Here is an 18,512-nt window from a genome sequence, read left to right on the forward strand (position 1 = left end):
CGGCTGCGGCCGGCGGCCCGCGGGCCGCGTCAGGCCGGCTTCCGCAGCTGGCGCGATTGGGTGTGCACCGCCTGCACCAGCGCCGACACGTGCTCGGGCGGCGTGAACTGGCTGATGCCGTGGCCCAGGTTGAAGATGTGGGTCGGCCCGGCCGTCGCGCGATCGGCATGCGGCGCGCCGAAGGCCTGCAGCACCTTCGCCACCTCGGCCTCGATGCGCGCGGGCGGCGCGAACAGCACGTTGGGGTCGATGTTGCCCTGCAGCGCCTTGGCCTGGCCATCGCTGCCCTCGGCCACGCGGCGGCGCGCGGCGCCGAGGTTCACGGTCCAGTCCACGCCCAGTACCTGGCAGTCGAGCGCGCGCATGTCCTCGAGCCAGAGCCCGCCGCCCTTGGTGAAGACGATGCGCGGCACCGGCTGGCCGTCGGGGCCGTGGCACTTGAGGCCCGCGAGCACGCGCGCGGTGTAGGCCAGGCTGAATTCCTGGAACGCGCCGTCGGCCAGCACGCCGCCCCAGCTGTCGAACACCATCACGGCCTGCGCGCCGGCGTCGATCTGGGCATTGAGGTAGGCGGCCACGGCATCGGCATTGACCGCGAGCACGCGGTGCATCAGGTCGGGGCGGCCGTAGAGCATGCCCTTCACGAGCCGGTAGTCGCTCGAGCCCGCGCCCTCGACCATGTAGCAGGCCAGCGTCCAGGGGCTGCCCGAGAAACCGATCAGCGGCACGCGGCCGTCGAGCGCCTTGCGGATCGAGGCCACGGCGTCGAAGACGTAGCGCAGCTTGTCCATGTCGGGCACTTCGAGCGCGGCCACGGCGGCCTCGTCGCGCAGCGGGCGCGCGAAGCGCGGGCCCTCGCCGGCCTCGAACGAGAGGCCCAGGCCCATCGCGTCGGGCACGGTGAGGATGTCGGAGAACAGGATCGCCGCGTCGAGCGGATAGCGCGCCAGCGGCTGCAGCGTGACCTCGGTCGCGTAGTCGACGTTGGTGGCCAGTCCCATGAAGCTGCCCGCCTGTGCGCGGGTGGCGACGTACTCGGGCAGGTAGCGGCCGGCCTGGCGCATCAGCCAGACGGGCGTGTGGTCGGTGGCCTGGCGCCAGCAGGCTCGCAGGAAGGTGTCGTTTTGCAGGGGGGCGAAGGGCATCGGGCGATTGTCGCAGGGCCCTTCGTACCGGGCTTGGGGCCGCCCGTTCCGCGTCAGCCGGCCTGCACGATCCCCGACACGTCGAGGAGGTACATCTGCCGCTGCGACTCGTGCACCGAGTCGATGCAGACCTGCCGGCCATCGCGGCTCCAGCGCGGATGCAGGTCGCAGCGGTTCTCCTTGCCCAGCGCGGGCGTGGCGTAGAAGCTGCCCAGCGCATGGCGCCGGCCGGTCTGCATGTCGAACAGGAACAGCACGCGCTCGTGCGTGCGCGCATCGGGGTAGGTGTCGCTCAGCAGCCAGCGCCGGTTCACGGGCGAGAAGCTCATGTGGCCGTTCTCCACCAGCACGCCTTCGCCGATCGCCTCGACCGCGCCGCCGACGCTGTCGTGGTACAGGTGGTAGCGGATCCTGCCCGCGTGCGGGCTCCAGACGACGATGTGCTCGTCGTCGCGCCACAGCGGGTGCGAGATCTGGTATTCGGACTTCTCGTAGTCGAAGGTGCCGACGGCATCGGGGTCGAAGTCCTGCGCGAGCTGCGGCAGCGGATGGTCCGAGCACTCGAGCAGGCGCAGGTCGGAGCCGTCGGGGTTCATCGTGAGCAGCCGGTGCAGGAAGCAGGTCTCGTCCTCGACACGCTCGGTCCAGCGGTGCAGGAACAGCACGCGCGAGGACGAGGGGTTGATCTCGATGTGGCTGACCCAGTGGATCGCCCGGTCCATCGAGGCGCGCGGATGGAAGCGGCGCAGGTCCTGGTAGCTCAGGACCAGGCGCGTGCCGCCCGTGGCCAGGTCGATCGCATGGATGCCGTCGCTCTCCGGCGCGAGCGGCAGGTCGAAGGGGCCGCCGGCCTCGCTGTAGCCGATGGTCCGGTGCGTGACGTACAGGCGCCGGTAGTCAACGCTCAGGGCATAGCGGCTGTCGGGCGCGACCACGTAGACGGGCATCGGCAGCACGCGGCTGGCGCCGCTGTCGAGGTCGACGATCGTGGACCCGAAGCCCGGATAGAAGGCGCCGGCATCGTCCGTGCGGCAGTTGTAGATCAGCTGGCGGCCCGGTGCCCCGTCCAGCCATTGCAGCTGGCTGCCCATCTGCCAGTTCCAGGCCGTGGTCTCGCCGAGCACATGGAAACGGTCGCCGTCCTGCAGGTCGAAGCAGCCGATGCGGGCGCTGGAGTCCGGCCGCAGTTCGGTGTCCATCCAGGGCACCTGCTGCGCCAGCAGGTAGCGCCCGCTGCGGTCCCAGGCGCTCTTGTCGTAGTAGCCGAAGAAGTGGTGCCGGCCATCGTCCGTTCCGACGCGGCGACAGGCGGCGGGTGCGAAGCCCGTGAAAAGCGGATCGGTCATCGCTTCCTCATTCCGCGGCGATGCGGCCTTGCTGGATCACCTTGTCCCAGCGCAGCTTCTCGGCCGCGACGAAGCGGGTCGCGGCCTCGCGCGTGCTGGCCACCGGGGTCATGCCCTGCTCGGCCAGCCCCTGGGCGAACTCGCTCGACGAGACGATGCGGCGGATGTCCGCATTGAGCCTGTCGGCAATGGCGTCCGGCAGCCTGGCGCTGGCCGCCACGGTGGTCCACGAGGTGGCCTCGAAGGCCGGGAAGCCCGCCTCGATCGCGGTCGGCACCTCGGGCAGGGCCGGCAGGCGGGTCTTGCCCGTCACGGCCAGGGCCTTGAGCTTGCCGCCGCGGATGTGGGCCAGGGTGGTCGGCGGGTTCTCGAACATCAGCTGGATCTGGCCGGCCAGCAGGTCGTTCAGCGCGGCCGAGCTGCCCTTGTAGGGCACGTGCACGATCGGCGCGTCGGCGGTGATCCGGAACAGCTCGCCGATCATGTGCACCGACGAGCCCACGCCCGCGGAGCCGAAGTTGAGGGTGTCGGGCGCCTTGCGCGCCAGCGCCACCAACTGCTTCAGGTCGCCCGCGGGCAGGGAGGGCGTGGCCACCACCACGTGCGGCATCTCGGCCAGCACCGTGATCACCTTCAGGTCCTTCGCGGGGTCGTAGCTGAGCTTCTTGAAGACGCCATAGGTCGCGTGCAGCCCGACCGATCCGAGCAGCAGCGTGTAGCCGTCGGCCGGCGCATCGGCCACGAACTTGCCGCCGATGTGGCCGCCGGCGCCGGGTCGGTTCTCGACCACCACCGGCTGCTTGTAGAGCTTGCCCAGCCGGTCGGCGAGCATGCGGGCCTGCACGTCGGAGCTGCCGCCGGCGGTGAAGGGCACCACGAGCCGGATCATCTGGTCCGGATAGGTCTTCGGCTCCGCGGCCTGCGATGCCGCCGCGGCGAGGCCGAGGGCGGCTGCGAGAAGGCCGAGGCCGACGGCCCGGCGCGGCCATTGCTGTGTCATGCGTGTTCCTTGCTGCGCGCCGCGTGGGGCGCGATGAATGGTGGGAATGGGCGCAGTCTAGGAACGCGGCATCATTCTGGAAAATTCAATCTTGTCGCCGGGCTATGCAGAAAAGATATGCCCTCGCGAACGCGCCCACGGCGCCGTCCCAGGAGTCCTTGCATGTCGCGACCATTGAACTTCCGCCAGATCGAGGCCTTCCGCGCGGTCATGCAGACCGGCACCACCACGGCGGCCGCGGCCATGCTCCACACCACGCAGCCCTCGGTGAGCCGCCTGCTCGCGCAGATCCAGAACGCCACGCAGCTCAAGCTGTTCGACATCCACAAGGGGCGGCTGCGGCCCACGCACGAGGCGCGGCAGTTGTTCGAGACGGTGCAGCGCCATTTCCTCGGGCTCGACCGCATCGAGCAGAGCGTGGCCGTCATGCGCAAGTCGGGCGCGGGCTCGCTGCGCGTGGGTTGCACGCCGGCGCTGGGCCTGAGCGTCATGCCGCCGGTCATTCACGCCTTCTCGCGGCGCTACCCGCAGGTGCACGTGAACCTGCAGACCGTCGGCTCGCACGCGCTGCGCGAAGGGCTGCTCTACGGCCTGTACGACGTCGCGCTGACCACCTCGGGGATCAGCGACCCGCAGATCGAGGCCGTGCCGCTGCACCGCAGCGACGCGGTGTGCGTGCTGCATCCGGGCCATCCGCTCGCGAGCCGCGCCAGCCTGCACGTGCGCGACCTGAAGGACCAGGTGCTGCTCACCCTCAATGCCGACGACGAGATCCACCAGCAGTTCCTCGGCACCCTGCAGCAGCACCGCGTGGAGGCCGCGGCGACGGTGGAGACGACCTACTCGGTCACGATCTGCATGATGGCCGCGCAGGGCACGGGCATCGGCATCGTCAATCCTTACGTCGCCTCGGTGTTCGCGCGCGACCTGAAGGTGCTGCCCCTGCGGCCGCGCTGCCCGGTCGAGGCCTCGATGGCCCTGTCGCCGCAGTCGGCGCCCTCGGCCATCGCCGAGGATTTCGTCGGGCTGCTGAAGGCCTACTTCCGCGATTTCGGGAAGGGCAAGGCGCTTTAGCGCGGGGTGTCAGACCGCCGGCACGCGCCGCGCGTCGGCCGGGCTCACGTTGCGCCGGTAGAGCACCAGCGTCGCGACCAGCCCGCAGACCGCGGCCGCCGTCATCCACAGGCCCGGCGCGCCCTTGTCGCCGGTCATCTCGATCAGGCCGGTGGCCACGGCCGGCGTGAAGCCGCCGAACAGCGCGGTCGCGAGGCTGTAGGCCAGCGAGAAACCGGCCGTGCGCACGCTGACCGGCATCACCTCGGTCAGCGCCACCACCATCGCGCCGTTGTAGCTCGCGTAGAGGAACGAGAGCCACAGCTCGACCTCGAGCATGCGCGCGAAGCTCGGCGCGCCGACCAGCCACTTGAGCGAGGGGTAGGCCGTGAGGATGGTCAGCACGGTGAACGCGATCAACAGGGGCTTGCGGCCCACGCGGTCCGACAGCGCGCCCATGATCGGCAGCCAGATGAAGTTGGAGATGGCCACGCACAGCGTGACGACCAGCGCGTCGGTGGTGCTCAGGTGCAGCACGGCCTTGCCGAAGGTCGGCGTGTAGACCGTGATCAGGTAGAAGGACACGGTGGTCATCGACACCAGCATCATCCCGGCGATCACCAGGCCCCAGTTGGCGACCATCGAGCGGAAGATCTCGCGCGCGTCGGGGCGGTGCTTGCGCGCCATGAACTCCTCGGTCTCCTGCAGCGAGCGGCGGATCACGAACAGCACCGGCACGATCAGGCAGCCGACGAAGAAGGGCACGCGCCAGTAGAAGTCGCCGATCTCCTGCGCGCTGAACGTCACGTTGAGCCAGTAGCCGAGCGCGGCCGCCACCACGATGGCCACCTGCTGGCTGGCCGATTGCCAGCTCACGTAGAAGCCCTTGCGGCCCGGCGTGGCCATCTCCGACAGGTAGACCGACACGCCGCCGAGCTCCACGCCGGCCGAGAAGCCCTGCAGCAGCCGCCCGATCAGCACCAGGAGCGGCGCCGCGAAGCCGATGGTGGCGTAGGAGGGCACGCAGGCGATCAGCAGCGTGCCCAGCGCCATCAGCGCGAGCGTGACGATCAGGCCCTTGCGGCGGCCCACGCGGTCGACGTAGGCGCCGAGGAAGATCGCGCCCAGCGGCCGCATCAGGAAGCCGGCGCCGAAGGTCATGAAGGTCAGCATCAGCGAGGCGAACTCGTCGCCGGCCGGGAAGAAGGCCTTCGAGATCTGCGTGGCGTAGAAGCCGAACAGGAAGAAGTCGAACATCTCCATGAAGTTGCCGCCGGTCACGCGCAGGACGGTGGCGAACTTGGAACTGGAGGCGGTGGTGGCCGCGCCTTTGGACGCTGTGGTCATGTGTGGAGTCCCCTGGGTTGTGCGTGCGCGATGTGTGCACCCCGAGGGTAGGAAGCATTGCCCGACGGCAAGCTGACGCGCGTGGTCAGGTACCTGTCAAAGCCGGCCCCCAAAGAAAAGAGGCGCCGCGGCGCCTCTTGCTGGATGACGGGCCCGGAGACGGGCTCAGGTCTTGTACTTGATCGAGCAGCCGTAGGGCCGCGTGCTGGCCGCCGTGATCGGCTTGTTGCCGAAGGCCTCGCCGAGCGCCTGGTTCACGTAGTTGACGGCGGTCTTGATGTCGTCCACGCGCGCCGAGGCGATGGAGTCGATGCCGCCCGCATACACCAGCGTGCCCTTGGGGTCGATGATGAAGATGTGCGGCGTGGTGCGCGCGCCGTAGGCCTGGCCGATCATGCCGTCCTCGTCCATCAGCACCGCCGTGGGCGCGGCCGACTGCGACTTCATCCAGTCGGCCAGCGCGGCCGGCTTCAGGTAGTCGCTGGCGGCGCGCTCGGTGGAGTTGATGGCCAGCCAGACCACGCCCTTGTCGGTGGCGGCCTTCTGCGTGGCGGGCATGTTGCCGCTGCCGTAGTGCTTGCGCACGAAGGGGCAGCCGGGGTTGGTCCATTCGAGCACCACGAACTTGCCCGCGAAGTCGGACAGCTTGTGCTTGGCACCGCTGGTGTCGACGGCGACGAAGTCGGGCGCCTGCTGGCCCACGGCGGGCGCGGCGAAGGCGTTGTTGCTCACGAGGAAGGTGGCGCCCAGCGCGACGGCGGCGGCCATGACGGCGCGGCGCGAGGCACGGCTGAGAGCGGCGCGGGCTCGGCGCGCGGCGCGCACCGAGCGCGAGTCGGGGCGCAGCTCGGTGGAGGGGGGGAGGGACATGGGCTGATCGAACTCCATGGGAATATTTCCGAATGACGGCGACAGCTTAGAGCGGTTTTTTCATGTGCCTGTGACAACCCATGTCACAGCCGTGGTCAAAGCGCGGCGAGGGCCGCGCGGACCTCGTCCTTGCCCAGGATCTCGGTCAGCACCACGGGCGGCTTGCCCGGGGCCTGCAGCACGTAGACCGGCACGCCGCTGCGGCCGAGCGCGGTCAGCGCGGCGGTGATCGCGGGGTCGCGGCGGGTCCAGTCGGCGCGCAGCATCGCGACCTTCTTGTCGTCGAAGGCGGCCAGCAGCTCGGTGTCGGACAGCGTGGTCTTCTTGTTGTATTGGCAGGTCACGCACCAGGCGGCGGTGAAATCGATGAACACCGGGCGGCCGTCGCCGGCCAGCTCGGCCACGCGCTCGGCCGACCAGGGCTGCCAGCGCGCTTCCTTCGAGCCCGCGGCGCTCGCGAGCTTCGCGGGTTCGACGGTCGTCAGCACGTTGCGGCCGATGGCGCTGGTGAGCACCACGGTGAAGCCGATCAGCACGGTGGCGATCACCAGCCGCGAGCGGCCGCGCAGCGTGAGCGCCCAGACGATCGCCGACAGGCACACCAGCAGCGCCAGCAGGGTGCCGGCGCCGTCGATGCCGGTCTGCTGGCCCAGCACCCAGACCAGCCAGGCGACGGTGGCGAACATCGGGAAGGCCAGCAGCTTGCGCAGCGTGCTCATCCACGGGCCGGGCTTGGGCAGCAGCCAGGCGATGGCCGGCACGAAGCCCGCCACCAGGTAGGGCAGCGCGAGGCCGAAGCCCAGCGCGGCGAACAGCAGCAGCGCCTGGCCGGCCGGCAGGCCGATCGCGAAGCCCAGCGAGGCGCCCATGAACGGCGCGGTGCAGGGCGAGGCGATGACCACCGCGAGCACGCCCGAGAGGAAGTCGTTGGCGATCGGGTGCTTGGCCTGCGCGCTGCACACCGACGAGGGCACGGTGCGCATGAACTCGAACACGCCCACCAGGTTCAGGCCGATCAGCGTGAACAGCGCGGCCAGCACCGCCACCACCGCGGGCGACTGCAGCTGGAAGCCCCAGCCCAGGCCGGCGCCGGCCGCGCGCAGCGCGAGCATGGCGCCGCCGAGCGCGAGGAAGGACAGCATCACGCCGGCCGTGTAGGCCAGCCCGGCCTGCCGGTGCGCGCTGCGGTTGCCGGCCTGGCGCGCGAAGCCCAGCACCTTGATCGCGAGGATCGGGAACACGCAGGGCATGAGGTTGAGCAGCAGGCCGCCGAGGAAGGCACCGAGCAGCGCGGCCAGCAGCGTGCCCATGGGCTGGGGCGCGATCTCGTTCGAGGCTGCGGCGGTCTTCACGGCATCGGCCGCGTTGGCCGCCAGCGCCGCCTGCAGCGCGGGCGAGACCTGGGCGGCGGGCGCGGCGGCAGCCGCGGGCCAGGTGCCGCTCACGGGCGGCTCGGCGCGCCAGGCGATCGGCTGGCCCGGCTGGCGGTCGGCCTCGGCCAGCGCCACCACCACCGGCATCGCCGTGGGGCTCGCGCTGCGCTGGTCGGCCAGCGGCAGCGTGGCGGTCCAGGTGCCGCCCTGCCAGGATTGGGTCCAGTCCTTGCCGGAGACGGCCGCGGTGCGGATCACCTCGGGGGTCTCGGGGAAGAAGGCCAGCGTCTTGCCCTGGGCGGCGGCCGGCAGGCCCTCGAGGCGCACCTGCAGGTTGTTGCCCTGCACCTCGATCGCGCCGGGCGCCGCGAGCTGTGCCGGCTGCGCGGCCTGGGCGGCGTCGAACTCGGCCTTGTGCAGTGCGGTCGAGCCCTGCACCGGCAGCGCCAGGGAGAACTCGCCTTCCTCGGGGATGCATTCCTTGCGGCAGACCAGCCACGAGGCCTTGAGCCGCACCTGGAGTTCGGCCGGCCCGCCCGCGCCCGTGAGGGCCAGCGGCGGCTTGAAGGTGCTCGCCACCTCGAGCGGCACCGGCAGCAGCACCGTGTTCTCGTAGCCGTAGTTGGCGAGGTTGCCGACCGGGATCTTCTTCGGCACCGGCCAGGCGATGTCGCCGGCCGCCACGCCGGGTGGCAGCGTCCAGCTGAGCTCGGTGGGCAGGCCGGAGTCGCCGGCGTTCTTCCAGTAGGTGTGCCACTCGGGCTGGTGCGCGATCTGCAGGCCGACCCAGACCGGCGCGCCGGGCGCCACGCCGTCGGGCGCGTGCGCCACCAGTTCGGCGCGCACATGCGGGGTGGTCACGACCGCGCCCGTCTTGGCTGGAGTCAATTGGGCCAGAGCCGGCATCCAGGCTGTGGATGCTGCTATGAGAAGCGTAGCGAATCGGAGGCGCGTGAAGGTCATGCCGACAGTCGGAGCATTCAGGGGGAGCGAAGTTCCGGGCGGGATCAGGCGGCGGCCGCCCAGCCCAGCACCACGCGCCGGCTGTTGGCGCTCTTCTTCTCGATCTTGGTGACCACCACGGCGCCGATCTCGGCGGTGTTGGCCACGTGCGTGCCGCCGCAGGGCTGGAAGTCGATCTGGGCCTCGCCCTCGCCGCCGATGCGGATGGTGCGCACCGTGCCCGTGCCGCGCGGCGGCTGCACGCTCATGCTCTTGACCAGCGCCGGGTTGGCGTCGAGCTCGGCGTCGGTGATGGCGCCGACGGTCAGCGGATGGGCCGCGCCCACCAGCGCCGCGAGGCCGTGGGTCAGCGCTTCCTTGTCGAGCGGGTCGGTCATGTGGAAGTCGAGCCGCGCGTAGTCGGGCGTGATCGAGCAGCCGTTGACCGGCTGCGGCACCAGGTAGCAGAGCAGGTGGGTGGCGGTGTGGAAGCGCATCAGCCGGTGGCGGCGCTCCCAGTCGATGGTCGCGGTGACGGTGTCGCCGGGCTTCAGCGCGGCCAGCAGGGCCTCCTGGCCCGGCGCGGGCACGTGCACGATCTCGTCGGTGGCGCGGCCCTCGGCGTCCTTGCCTTTGCGCGTGTCGGCGATCGCGATCTCGCCGCCGCCGGCCAGCGCCAGCACGCCGCTGTCTCCGGCCTGTCCGCCGCCCAGCGGGTAGAACACGGTGCGGTCCAGCACGATGCCGGTCGCGTCGATGCGCTCGACGCGCGCTTCGCAGGAGCGCAGATAGGCGTCGGCACGGAACAGGTCGTGGGTCATCCCGGCGATGGTAGCGGCGATGCGCGAACGGGGTGCGCCCACGCCGGAAAGCGCCCACGACCGACAGCCCCCGGGCCGCCGCCAGCCCGAAGATCGCCCGATGCGCGGCACCGGGCCGCGCCGCAACGCACGAAGGACGGCGCATGAAGACACGGCAGCAAGCACCCACCCCCAAGACGGCCGCGGCCCTGGTGGCGGCGGTCCTGGTCCCGCTGGTGCTGGCGGGCTGCGGCGAGGCGGCCAAGCTCACGCCCGAACTGACCACCGGCCCGCGGCCGCAACTGGTCGAGCCCAACAAGACCCTGATCCCCACCGTCAACGTCGCGCCCGTGGTCGGCTGGAACGATACCGCCGCGCCCACGCCGGCCGACGGCCTCAAGGTGGCGGCGCTGGCGCGCGGGCTCGACCATCCGCGCTGGGTCTACACCCTGCCCAACGGCGACGTGCTGGTGGCCGAGAGCAACAAGCCGCCCAAGCCCGAGGGCACGACCGACGGGGGCAGCGGCCTGATGGCCAAGGCGCGCAACTTCGTGATGAACAAGCTGATGGCGCGCGCCGGCGCCGGCGTGCCCAGCGCCAACCGCATCACCCTGCTGCGCGATGCCGACGGCGACGGCGCGGCCGAGGTCAAGCAGGTGTTTCTCTCCAACCTCACCTCGCCCTACGGCATGGCCTTGGTGGGCAACGAGCTCTTCATCGCCAACGCCGATGCGCTCGTGAAGGTGCCCTACACCGAGGGCCAGACTTCCATCGATGCCAAGCCCACCGTGGTGACGCCGCTGCCCGCGGGCATCAACCACCACTGGACCAAGAACGTGATCGCCAACGCCGACGGCAGCAAGCTCTACGTGACCGTGGGCTCGAACAGCAACATCGGCGAGAACGGGCTGGCCGCCGAGGAGGGCCGCGCCGCCATCTGGGAGGTCGACACCAAGAGCGGCGAGAAGCGCCTGTTCGCGAGCGGCCTGCGCAACCCCAACGGCCTGGGCTGGGACCCCGACACCCAGGCGCTGTGGACCGTGGTCAACGAGCGCGACGAGATCGGCAGCGACCTCGTGCCCGACTACCTGACCTCGGTGAAGGACGGCGCCTTCTATGGCTGGCCCTGGAGCTACTACGGCGGCGTGGTCGACGTGCGCGTGCAGCCGCAGAACCCCGAGATGGTGGCCAAGTCCATCGCGCCCGACTATGCGCTGGGTTCGCACGTCGCGCCGCTGGGCCTGGCGTTCTCGCGCCCGGGCGGCATGCCCGAGCAGTTCGCCAGCGGTGTCTTCATCGGCGAGCACGGCTCGTGGAACCGCAAGCCCAAGTCGGGCTACAAGGTGGTGTTCGTGCCCTTCATCGGCGGCAAGCCCAGCGGCCCGCCGGTCGACGTGCTCACGGGCTTCCTCGATGCCCAGGAGAAGGCGCAGGGCCGGCCGGTGGGCGTGGCGCTCGACAAGAGCGGCGCGCTGCTGGTGGCCGACGACGTGGGCAACGTCGTGTGGCGGGTGTCGCGCGCCAAGCAGAACTGAAGAATCTCAGCCGCGCACCGACGAGGGCCGCGCCACGAGCTGCGCGGCCGGGCCCTCGACCCGGTGGCGGGAGACATCGCCGCGCAGGTGGTCGAACAGCAGCGCGATCGCCTGCTGCGCCACCTCCTCCAGGTGCAGGTCGACCGCGGTGAGCGGCGGCACGCTGGTGCGCGCGCGCAGGCCGTCGTAGCGGGTCGCGACCATCACGTCGTCGGGCACGCGGCGCCCGCTCTGGACGATCGCGGCCAGCGCGCCGGCGGCGAAGGCGTCGACCGGCACGCAGAAGGCGTCGATGCCGGGATGGGCCGCGAGCAGCGCCTGCGCCGCCTCGTGGCCGCCGGCCTCGCCGCGCACCTCCTCGACCAGCGACAGCAGCGGCGGCTGGCCGCGCGCGGCCATCGCTTCTTCATAGGCCGTGCGCGCCTCGAGGTAGGAGTTGCGCTGCGCCGCGCCCAGGATCATCGCGACCTGGCGCGCGCCCTGGCCGTGCAGGTGCTCGAGCAGCAGCCGCGTGGTGCGGCCCGAATGGATGTCGACGTAGGGCGGCATCACCGGCCCCTCGGCCGGCTTGCCGATGGCCACCACCGGCAGGCCGCGGCGCAGCAGGTTCGCGAGGTTGGGGTCGCCGGCCGAGGGCTCGATGACCAGCGCGCCGTCGACGTCGAGCAGCTCCATCGGCACCAGGCCGTTCTCCATCGCGGGCGCCAGCACCAGCGCGAGGCCGCGGTCGAGCGCCGCCGCCGCGGCCACCGCCGCCACCTCCATCAGGAAGCCCAGCCGCGAGGGCCCGCCCGCCACCGCCAGCGGCATCGAGGACAGCAGGGCGATCATGTGCGCCTGCCCGGTGCGCAGCCGCTGCGCATTGCGGTTCGGCCGGTAGCCCAGCTTGGCGGCCGCGCGCTCGACGCGCGCGCGGGTCTCGGCATCGACCTGCCCGCGCGCATTGAGGGCGTGCGACACGGTGGTCGGCGAGACGCCGGCCTCGCGCGCCACGTCCTTGATGTTCGCCCGTGGCGTTCGCTCGGTGTTCATCCCGTATTGACCTTCCACGAAAGCGGTGCTTCAATTCCCAAATCGTTTTGGGCGTCTGCCCGGAATGTACTTCACCCGCTGCGGCGGATTTTTTTGCCAGTGCGCCCAAATCGATTTGGGCGCGGACCGATCCAAGGAAAATCGATCATGTCCCGTGCGAACGAGCCAGCGCCCGTCGATGCCGTGCTGCCCTTTTCCCAATTGCTGCTGTTCGGCCTGCAGCACGTGCTGGTGATGGCCGCGGTGCCGATCACCTCGGTGTTCCTGGTGGCCAAGGCGCTGGGCCTGTCGGCCGCGCTCACGGTCAACCTGATCAGCGCCACCTTCCTGCTGTGCGGGCTGGGCACCTTGCTGCAGTCCTTCGGACCGTGGAAGTTCGGCGCGCGGCTGCCCTTCGTGATGGTGCCGGGCGGCGCGCCGATCGTGATGTTCGTGACCATCGCCCAGCAGCGCGACCTGCAGACCGCCTCGGGCGCGGTGATCCTCACGGCGCTGTTCTATTTCCTGATCCTGCCGGTGTTCGCGCGCTGCCTGCGCTTCTTCCCGAAGATCGTCATCGGCACGCTGCTGCTGCTGGTGTCGATCAACCTGGTGAAGGTCTATGGCGGCATCATCGCCGGCAAGGCCGGCACGCCGACCTTCGGCGACCCGGTGAACATCGGCCTGGCGCTCGCCACCATCGGCTTCACGGTGCTGTTCGCGCGCCTGTTCAAGGGCATGCTGGGGCAGCTCGCGGTGCTGCTGGGCCTGCTGGCCGGCACGTTGCTGGCGGCCGCCTTCGGGCTGATGGACTTCTCGCCCGTGGCGGCCGGCCCGCTGTGGAGCAGCCCGACCCTGCTGCCCTTCGGCCTGCCGCATTTCGACCTCGTGGCCGCGGTGCCGCTGCTGATCTTCAGCGTGATCTCGATGGTCGAGGCCACCGGCCAGACGGTGGCCGTGGCCGAGGTGGTGGGCCGGCCCATCGACCCGCGCGACGCGGTGCCGCGCACCGTGCGCGGCGACGCGCTGGTGTCGCTGCTCGGCGGCCTGTTCGGCACCTCGATGATCATCACCAGCGGCGAGAACATCGGCATCGTGCGCGCCACCAACGTGCGCTCGCGCTACGTGACGGCCATGGCCGGCGCGATCCTGGTGCTGATCGCGCTGTCGGCGCCGCTGGGCCGGCTCGCGAGCGCGATCCCGGCCGCCGTGGTGGGCGGCACCGCGATGGTGGTGTTCGCGATCATCGGCACCATGGGCATCGACATGCTGCGCCGCACCGACCTGCACGAGCGCGGCAACATGTTCGTGCTGGCGGGCGCGCTCACCATGGGCCTGTTGCCGATCCTCGTGCCGGGGCTCTACAGCCGCTTTCCCGACACGCTGCAGCTGGTGCTGGGCAACGGCCTCGCGATGGGCTCGATCACCGCGGTGGTGCTCAACCTGCTGTTCAACCGGCCACCGGCCGAACGCGCGGCGCCCCTGCCGTCGGCGGTGCCGCCGCCGGTCTCGCCGCAGTGAGCTTTTCCTTTCTCTTCTTCTTCTCTCCCGGATCCAGACATGTCCCCTGACCACGAGGCCGCGCCCTTCGCGGCCCGCGAGCTGCTGCTCGTGCCCGACCACCTGATGCTGCGCGACGGCCCGGCCACCGGCCACGCCGTGCACATCGCCGACGGCCGCTTCGCCGACATCGGCCCCGCCGAGCTGCTGGCCGCGCGCCATCCTCGACTGGTGCCGCAGCGCCTGTCGGGCCGGCTGCTGATGCCCGGCATGATCGACGCGCACCACCACCTCACGCAGTCCTTCGGCAAGTCGCTGGCCTACGGCGAGCCGTCGGAGATCTTCCGGCGCGTCTGGGTGCCGCTGGAATCCAGCCTCGACGACGAGTTCGTCTACCTCGCGACCAAGCTCGCGGCGCTCGAGTCGCTGCGCGGCGGCTTCACCACCGTGTGCGACGCCGGCACCCGCGCGCCGGGCGACATCGGCGCGATGGCGCGCGCGCTGCACGAGACCGGCCTGCGCTGCGTGCTCGGGCTGATCTGCAACGACGGCGGCAACGAGAGCAGCGATGCCGAGCGCCGCGCGCTGAAGGCGCAGGCAGAGCGCTTCCTCGCGCGCTGGCAGGGCGATGCGCTGGTGCATCCCTCGCTCGCGATCTCGGTGCCCGAGGCGGCCTCCGACGAGATGCTGACGACCGTCTCCGCGCTGTGCGCCGAGGCCGGCACCGTGTTCCAGACCCACGTCAACGAGCACCTGGCCTCGGTCGAGCGCTCGGTGGTCGCGCGCGGCCGGCGCCCGCTGGAACTGCTCGCGCAACTGGGCGCGCTCGGCCCGCAGGTGCTGATCGCGCACGGCACGCTGGTGACGCCGCCGGAGCTCATGCTGCTGCGCGACACCGACACCGCCGTCAGCTACAACCCGGTCGCGAGCCAGTGGAAGGGCAACGCGGTGGCGCCGGCCCATCTGATGGCCGCGCTGGGCATCCGCTTCGGTTTAGGCACCGATGCCACGCGCAGCGACGGCTTCCGCCTGATGGATGCGGCCGAGGCCGCGCAGAAGATCGCCTTCGGCCTGGCCGTGGGCGATGCCTCCAGCGGCGGCGGCTGGACCTGGTTCGACCATGCGACGCACGAGGGCGCGCGCGCCGCGGGCCTGGGCGCGCGCACCGGCGAGATCGCCGTGGGCAAGGCGGCCGACTTCCTGCTCGTGGATGTCGACACGCCCGAGATGTGCACCTCGGTCGACCTGACCTGGGACCTGGTGCGCCTGGGCAACCGCGACCAGATCGAGGCGGTGTTCGTCGATGGCCGGCTGCGGCTGTGGAAGGGCTGGCCCACCGACTGGGACGCGCGCGCGCTGCAACGGCAGCTCGCGCGCACTGCCCAGGCCGCGATCGCGCGCGCGCCGATCGTGCGGTTGCATCCCACGGCCGCCGAGCACCGGCGGCAGGTCGCCCGATGAGCGCGCAGCACCTCGTGCTGATGTCGCTGGCCGTGCTGGTCGCCGCCTTCGTGCAGGGCGCGACCGGCGTCGGCTTCGCGCTCATCGCCGCCCCGGTGATCGGCCTCGTGCGCCCCGAGCTGCTGCCGGTGTGCGTGCTGGTGCTGATGCTGCCGCTGAACCTCTACGTGGCCTGGCGCGAGCGCGGCGCCATCGACGGCACCGGCGCGCGCTGGATCACCGGCGGGCGCGTCGCGGGCACCGCGGGCGGCCTGTGGGTGCTGGCGGCGCTCAGCGCAGGGCAGCTCTCGCTGTTCGTCGGCGCCTCGACCGTCGCGGCCGCGCTGGTCACCCTGCTGATGCCGGCCTTCTCGCCGGGGCGCGGCGCCTTCGTCGGCGCCGGGCTGGTCACGGGCATCACCGAGACCGCCACCGGCATCGGCGGCCCGCCGCTGGCGCTGGTCTACCAGCACCAGCCGGCGCCCACCATGCGCTCGACCATCGCGCTGTGCTTCCTGCTCGGCGAACTGGTCTCGCTGGCGGTGCTGCTGGCCACCGGCCGCGTCGGCCTGCCGCAGCTGCAGGCCGCGGCGCTGCTGCTGCCGGCGCTGGTCGTGGGCGCGGTGCTCAGCCGCCTCGTGCATCGCCGCGTGAACGGGCGGCTGCTGCGCATCTTCGTGCAGGTGTTCGCGATCGTCTCGGGGCTGGTGCTGCTGGTGAAGGCCTTCTGACTTCAGGCGCCTTGTTGCGCCTGCCAGGCCGCGCGGTCGAGCCGGTACAGGCAATGGCGGCGCAGCGGATGGCCCTCGGCCAGCAGCGGGTGGTCGAATTCGCCGGCCGGATCCTCGCGCATGCCCAGGCGCTGCATCACCGCGCTCGAGCGCCGGTTGGGCAGCGCGGTGAAGGACACGATCTCGTCCAGCCCGAGCTGCTCGAAGCCCGCGGCCAACGAGGCGCGCGCCGCCTCGCTCGCGAGGCCCTGGCCCCACCACTTGCGCGCGAGCCGCCAGCCGATCTCCACGCAGGGCGAGAAGGGCAGGGCATAGGCCGGCGCATTGAGGCCGGTGAAGCCGATCAGCTCGCCCGACTCCTTGTGCTCGGCGGCCCAGAAGCCCCAGCCGTTCTGCGCGATGCGCTCGACGAAGCGCGCGACCAGCGCGTCGCTCTCCTCGCGCGACAGCGTGGCGGGAAAGAATTCCATCACCTGCGGATCGGCGACCAGCGCGGCGAAGGGCGCGAGGTCGCTCTCGCGCCACTGGCGCAGGCGAAGGCGGGGCGTTTCGGGTTCGATGAGCGTGCGGTCCATCGGGCGATTCTGGCGCAGACAGACGGCGGCTCCGATCGCTCATTTATGTCATGAGGTGATATATTTGCGCGCTTTCGCGCCACCGGCTTCCGGCCCCTCCATGTCCACCTCCACCCATCGCCGCGGCGACTTCGCGCTCGATGCGCGCCTGCTGCGCATCGCCACACTGGCGGCCGTCATCGGCGCCGCGAGCACCGTGGCCGCGCGCGTGCTGCTCGACCTGATCCGCTTCTTCACCAACCTGTTCTTCTTCCAGGACTTCTCGCTGGCCGACCGCTCGCCGGCCGGCCACACGATGGGCGCGTGGGTGATCGCGGTGCCGGTGCTCGGCGGACTCGTGATCGGGCTGATCGCGCGCTACGGCTCCGAGAAGATCCGCGGCCATGGCATTCCCGAGGCCATCGAGGCGATCCTGTTCGGCCGCAGCAAGATGTCGCCGAAGGTGGCGGTGCTCAAGCCGCTGTCCTCGGGCATCGCGATCGGCAGCGGCGGGCCCTTCGGCGCCGAGGGGCCGATCATCATGACCGGCGGCGCCATCGGCTCGTTGATCGCGCAGCACTTCCACCTGTCGGCGGCCGAGCGCAAGGCGCTGCTGGTGGCCGGCGCCACCGCGGGCATGACGGCGGTGTTCGGCACGCCGGTGGCCGCGGTGCTGCTGGCGGTCGAGCTGCTGCTGTTCGAGTTGCGCCCGCGCAGCCTGCTGCCGGTGGCGATCGCCTGCGCGGTCGCGGGCTTCACGCGGCCGCTGCTGATGGAAGCCGGGCCGCTGTTCCCGCTGCAGACCGCGGCGCCGGGCCCGCTCGCGCTGCTGTCGTGCGTGGTGGCCGGACTGCTGTGCGGCGCGCTCTCGGCCAGCCTCTCGCTGTCGCTCTACAAGGTCGAGGACCTGTTCGGCAAGCTGCCGCTGCACTGGATGTGGTGGCCGGCGCTCGGCGGCCTCGCGGTGGGCATCGGCGGTTATTTCGAGCCGCGCGCGCTCGGCGTGGGCTACGACGTGATCGGCGACCTGCTGCACAACCAGCTGGCCTGGCAGGCGGTGCTCGCGCTGATCGCGGTCAAGGCGATCATCTGGGTGATCGCGCTCGGCTCGGGCACCTCGGGCGGCGTGCTGGCGCCGCTCTTGATGATGGGGGCGGCGCTCGGCGCGGTGCTCTCGCACGTGCTGCCGGGCGGCGACCCGATGCTGTGGCCGCTGGTCTGCATGGCCGCCACGCTCGGCGGCACCATGCGCGCGCCGCTGATGGCCACCGTGTTCGCCTTCGGGCTCACGCACGACAGCAATGCGCTGCTGCCGCTGCTCGCCACCTCGGCCACCGCCTACGGTTTCACCGTGCTCACCATGCGCCGTTCGATCCTCACCGAGAAGATCGCGCGCCGCGGCCATCACATCTACCGCGAGTACGGCATCGATCCGCTCGAACGCCAGTTCGTGGAAGAGGTGATGACGCGCGAGGTGCGCACCATCGACGCCGCACTGCCGGTGGCCGAGGCGCTGGCCATGTACTTCGGCGAAGGCCAGGCGCACCGTGCGTTCCCGGTGCTGCGCGGGCGCGAGGTGATCGGCGTGGCCGACCGCGCCGTGCTCTCTGCCTGGAGCACCGGCACCGTCGGCGATGCCGTGGCCGGCACGCCGCCAGTGGTCGCGCTGCCCGGCGAGAACTGCCGCGCGGTCGCCACGCGGCTCGCGCGCCACGGGCTCGAGCGGCTGCCGGTGGTGCGCGATGCCGATTCGCGCCTGCTGGTCGGCATCGTGGCGCGCAGCGACCTCATCAAGCCCTCGCTCGCGCACTTCCACGAGGAAGAGCAACGCGAGCGGGTGCGCAGCCTGCGCTGGAGAAGCTGAG

The 18,512-nt window shown here is 71.3% G+C and carries 15 protein-coding genes; 6 read left to right on the forward strand and 9 right to left on the reverse strand.

From position 1 onward, the window contains the following. Positions 1 to 29: 29 nt before the first annotated feature. From hemE to R0232_RS04520, 3 genes are read right to left on the reverse strand one after another with little or no spacing between them, the layout of a single operon-like run. Positions 30 to 1,145 carry a uroporphyrinogen decarboxylase gene (hemE, locus tag R0232_RS04510; RefSeq protein ID WP_431511360.1) on the reverse strand — a complete coding sequence of 372 codons (1,116 nt, stop codon included), beginning with the start codon at positions 1,143 to 1,145 and terminating at the stop codon, positions 30 to 32. Positions 1,146 to 1,198: 53 nt separating this feature from the next. After that, positions 1,199 to 2,491 carry a hypothetical protein gene (locus R0232_RS04515; protein ID WP_431511361.1) on the reverse strand — a complete coding sequence of 431 codons (1,293 nt, stop codon included), beginning with the start codon at positions 2,489 to 2,491 and terminating at the stop codon, positions 1,199 to 1,201. 7 nt (positions 2,492 to 2,498) lie between these two features. Next, the gene (locus R0232_RS04520) at positions 2,499 to 3,491 is read right to left on the reverse strand and encodes a tripartite tricarboxylate transporter substrate binding protein (protein ID WP_093353817.1); all 993 of its coding nucleotides are present in this window, start codon (positions 3,489 to 3,491) and stop codon (positions 2,499 to 2,501) included. 162 nt (positions 3,492 to 3,653) lie between these two features. Between R0232_RS04520 and R0232_RS04525 the strand changes: the two genes are divergently transcribed. Continuing rightward, positions 3,654 to 4,565: a LysR substrate-binding domain-containing protein gene (locus R0232_RS04525; RefSeq protein ID WP_398496515.1), complete on the forward strand. Its 912-nt coding sequence runs from the start codon at positions 3,654 to 3,656 to the stop codon at positions 4,563 to 4,565. Positions 4,566 to 4,574: 9 nt separating this feature from the next. Here R0232_RS04525 and R0232_RS04530 read toward each other — a convergent pair whose 3' ends face one another. The 4 genes from R0232_RS04530 to R0232_RS04545 all read right to left on the reverse strand — a co-directional run bounded on the left by R0232_RS04530 (position 4,575) and on the right by R0232_RS04545 (position 9,897). Beyond that, positions 4,575 to 5,891, reverse strand: a complete 1,317-nt coding sequence (locus R0232_RS04530; protein WP_093353821.1) for an MFS transporter — start codon at positions 5,889 to 5,891, stop codon at positions 4,575 to 4,577. 165 nt (positions 5,892 to 6,056) lie between these two features. Further along, on the reverse strand, positions 6,057 to 6,761 hold the full coding sequence (locus tag R0232_RS04535) for a redoxin domain-containing protein (protein WP_296788854.1): 705 nt from the start codon (positions 6,759 to 6,761) through the stop codon (positions 6,057 to 6,059). A gap of 95 nt (positions 6,762 to 6,856) precedes the next feature. Next, positions 6,857 to 9,097 carry a protein-disulfide reductase DsbD family protein gene (locus R0232_RS04540; protein ID WP_431511362.1) on the reverse strand — a complete coding sequence of 747 codons (2,241 nt, stop codon included), beginning with the start codon at positions 9,095 to 9,097 and terminating at the stop codon, positions 6,857 to 6,859. A gap of 44 nt (positions 9,098 to 9,141) precedes the next feature. Continuing rightward, the gene (locus R0232_RS04545) at positions 9,142 to 9,897 is read right to left on the reverse strand and encodes an alanyl-tRNA editing protein (RefSeq protein WP_431511363.1); all 756 of its coding nucleotides are present in this window, start codon (positions 9,895 to 9,897) and stop codon (positions 9,142 to 9,144) included. Positions 9,898 to 10,040: 143 nt separating this feature from the next. On the opposite strand from R0232_RS04545, the gene R0232_RS04550 reads away from it, so the two are divergent. Next, complete coding sequence (locus tag R0232_RS04550; protein WP_431511364.1) at positions 10,041 to 11,411, forward strand: PQQ-dependent sugar dehydrogenase; 1,371 nt, start codon at positions 10,041 to 10,043, stop codon at positions 11,409 to 11,411. A gap of 6 nt (positions 11,412 to 11,417) precedes the next feature. Here the strand turns inward: R0232_RS04550 and R0232_RS04555 are convergent, their stop codons facing one another. Continuing rightward, complete coding sequence (locus tag R0232_RS04555) at positions 11,418 to 12,443, reverse strand: LacI family DNA-binding transcriptional regulator (RefSeq protein ID WP_431511365.1); 1,026 nt, start codon at positions 12,441 to 12,443, stop codon at positions 11,418 to 11,420. A gap of 147 nt (positions 12,444 to 12,590) precedes the next feature. Between R0232_RS04555 and R0232_RS04560 the strand changes: the two genes are divergently transcribed. From R0232_RS04560 to R0232_RS04570, 3 genes are read left to right on the forward strand one after another with little or no spacing between them, the layout of a single operon-like run. Beyond that, entirely contained in the window at positions 12,591 to 13,943 is a 1,353-nt protein-coding gene (locus R0232_RS04560; RefSeq protein WP_208507972.1) for a uracil-xanthine permease family protein, read from the forward strand. A 39-nt stretch (positions 13,944 to 13,982) separates the two neighbouring features. Then, a complete protein-coding gene (locus tag R0232_RS04565) occupies positions 13,983 to 15,383 on the forward strand; it encodes an amidohydrolase family protein (RefSeq protein WP_431511366.1) in 1,401 nt (466 codons plus the stop codon). Continuing rightward, a complete protein-coding gene (locus R0232_RS04570) occupies positions 15,380 to 16,093 on the forward strand; it encodes a sulfite exporter TauE/SafE family protein (protein ID WP_057599064.1) in 714 nt (237 codons plus the stop codon). Before R0232_RS04565 ends, R0232_RS04570 begins: the two co-directional genes overlap by 4 nt. A 2-nt stretch (positions 16,094 to 16,095) precedes the next feature. On the opposite strand, the gene R0232_RS04575 is transcribed toward R0232_RS04570, so the two are convergent. Continuing rightward, positions 16,096 to 16,668, reverse strand: a complete 573-nt coding sequence (locus tag R0232_RS04575) for a GNAT family N-acetyltransferase (RefSeq protein WP_431511367.1) — start codon at positions 16,666 to 16,668, stop codon at positions 16,096 to 16,098. A gap of 100 nt (positions 16,669 to 16,768) precedes the next feature. Here R0232_RS04575 and R0232_RS04580 point away from each other — a divergent pair, with 100 nt between their 5' ends. Then, complete coding sequence (locus R0232_RS04580) at positions 16,769 to 18,511, forward strand: chloride channel protein (protein WP_431511368.1); 1,743 nt, start codon at positions 16,769 to 16,771, stop codon at positions 18,509 to 18,511. Position 18,512 lies beyond the last annotated feature (1 nt).

The organism is Variovorax sp. DAIF25, from assembly GCF_050711835.1.
Classification (GTDB): Bacteria; Pseudomonadota; Gammaproteobacteria; order Burkholderiales; family Burkholderiaceae_C; genus Variovorax.

Excerpts from the sequence above, each read along its gene's own strand:
- hemE (WP_431511360.1), bottom strand. The coding sequence starts at position 1,145 with ATGCCCTTCGCCCCCCTGCAAAACGACACCTTCCTGCGAGCCTGCTGG.
- R0232_RS04515 (WP_431511361.1), bottom strand. The coding sequence starts at position 2,491 with ATGACCGATCCGCTTTTCACGGGCTTCGCACCCGCCGCCTGTCGCCGC.
- R0232_RS04520 (WP_093353817.1), bottom strand. The coding sequence starts at position 3,491 with ATGACACAGCAATGGCCGCGCCGGGCCGTCGGCCTCGGCCTTCTCGCA.
- R0232_RS04525 (WP_398496515.1), top strand. The coding sequence starts at position 3,654 with ATGTCGCGACCATTGAACTTCCGCCAGATCGAGGCCTTCCGCGCGGTC.
- R0232_RS04530 (WP_093353821.1), bottom strand. The coding sequence starts at position 5,891 with ATGACCACAGCGTCCAAAGGCGCGGCCACCACCGCCTCCAGTTCCAAG.
- R0232_RS04535 (WP_296788854.1), bottom strand. The coding sequence starts at position 6,761 with ATGTCCCTCCCCCCCTCCACCGAGCTGCGCCCCGACTCGCGCTCGGTG.
- R0232_RS04540 (WP_431511362.1), bottom strand. The coding sequence starts at position 9,097 with ATGACCTTCACGCGCCTCCGATTCGCTACGCTTCTCATAGCAGCATCC.
- R0232_RS04545 (WP_431511363.1), bottom strand. The coding sequence starts at position 9,897 with ATGACCCACGACCTGTTCCGTGCCGACGCCTATCTGCGCTCCTGCGAA.
- R0232_RS04550 (WP_431511364.1), top strand. The coding sequence starts at position 10,041 with ATGAAGACACGGCAGCAAGCACCCACCCCCAAGACGGCCGCGGCCCTG.
- R0232_RS04555 (WP_431511365.1), bottom strand. The coding sequence starts at position 12,443 with ATGAACACCGAGCGAACGCCACGGGCGAACATCAAGGACGTGGCGCGC.
- R0232_RS04560 (WP_208507972.1), top strand. The coding sequence starts at position 12,591 with ATGTCCCGTGCGAACGAGCCAGCGCCCGTCGATGCCGTGCTGCCCTTT.
- R0232_RS04565 (WP_431511366.1), top strand. The coding sequence starts at position 13,983 with ATGTCCCCTGACCACGAGGCCGCGCCCTTCGCGGCCCGCGAGCTGCTG.
- R0232_RS04570 (WP_057599064.1), top strand. The coding sequence starts at position 15,380 with ATGAGCGCGCAGCACCTCGTGCTGATGTCGCTGGCCGTGCTGGTCGCC.
- R0232_RS04575 (WP_431511367.1), bottom strand. The coding sequence starts at position 16,668 with ATGGACCGCACGCTCATCGAACCCGAAACGCCCCGCCTTCGCCTGCGC.
- R0232_RS04580 (WP_431511368.1), top strand. The coding sequence starts at position 16,769 with ATGTCCACCTCCACCCATCGCCGCGGCGACTTCGCGCTCGATGCGCGC.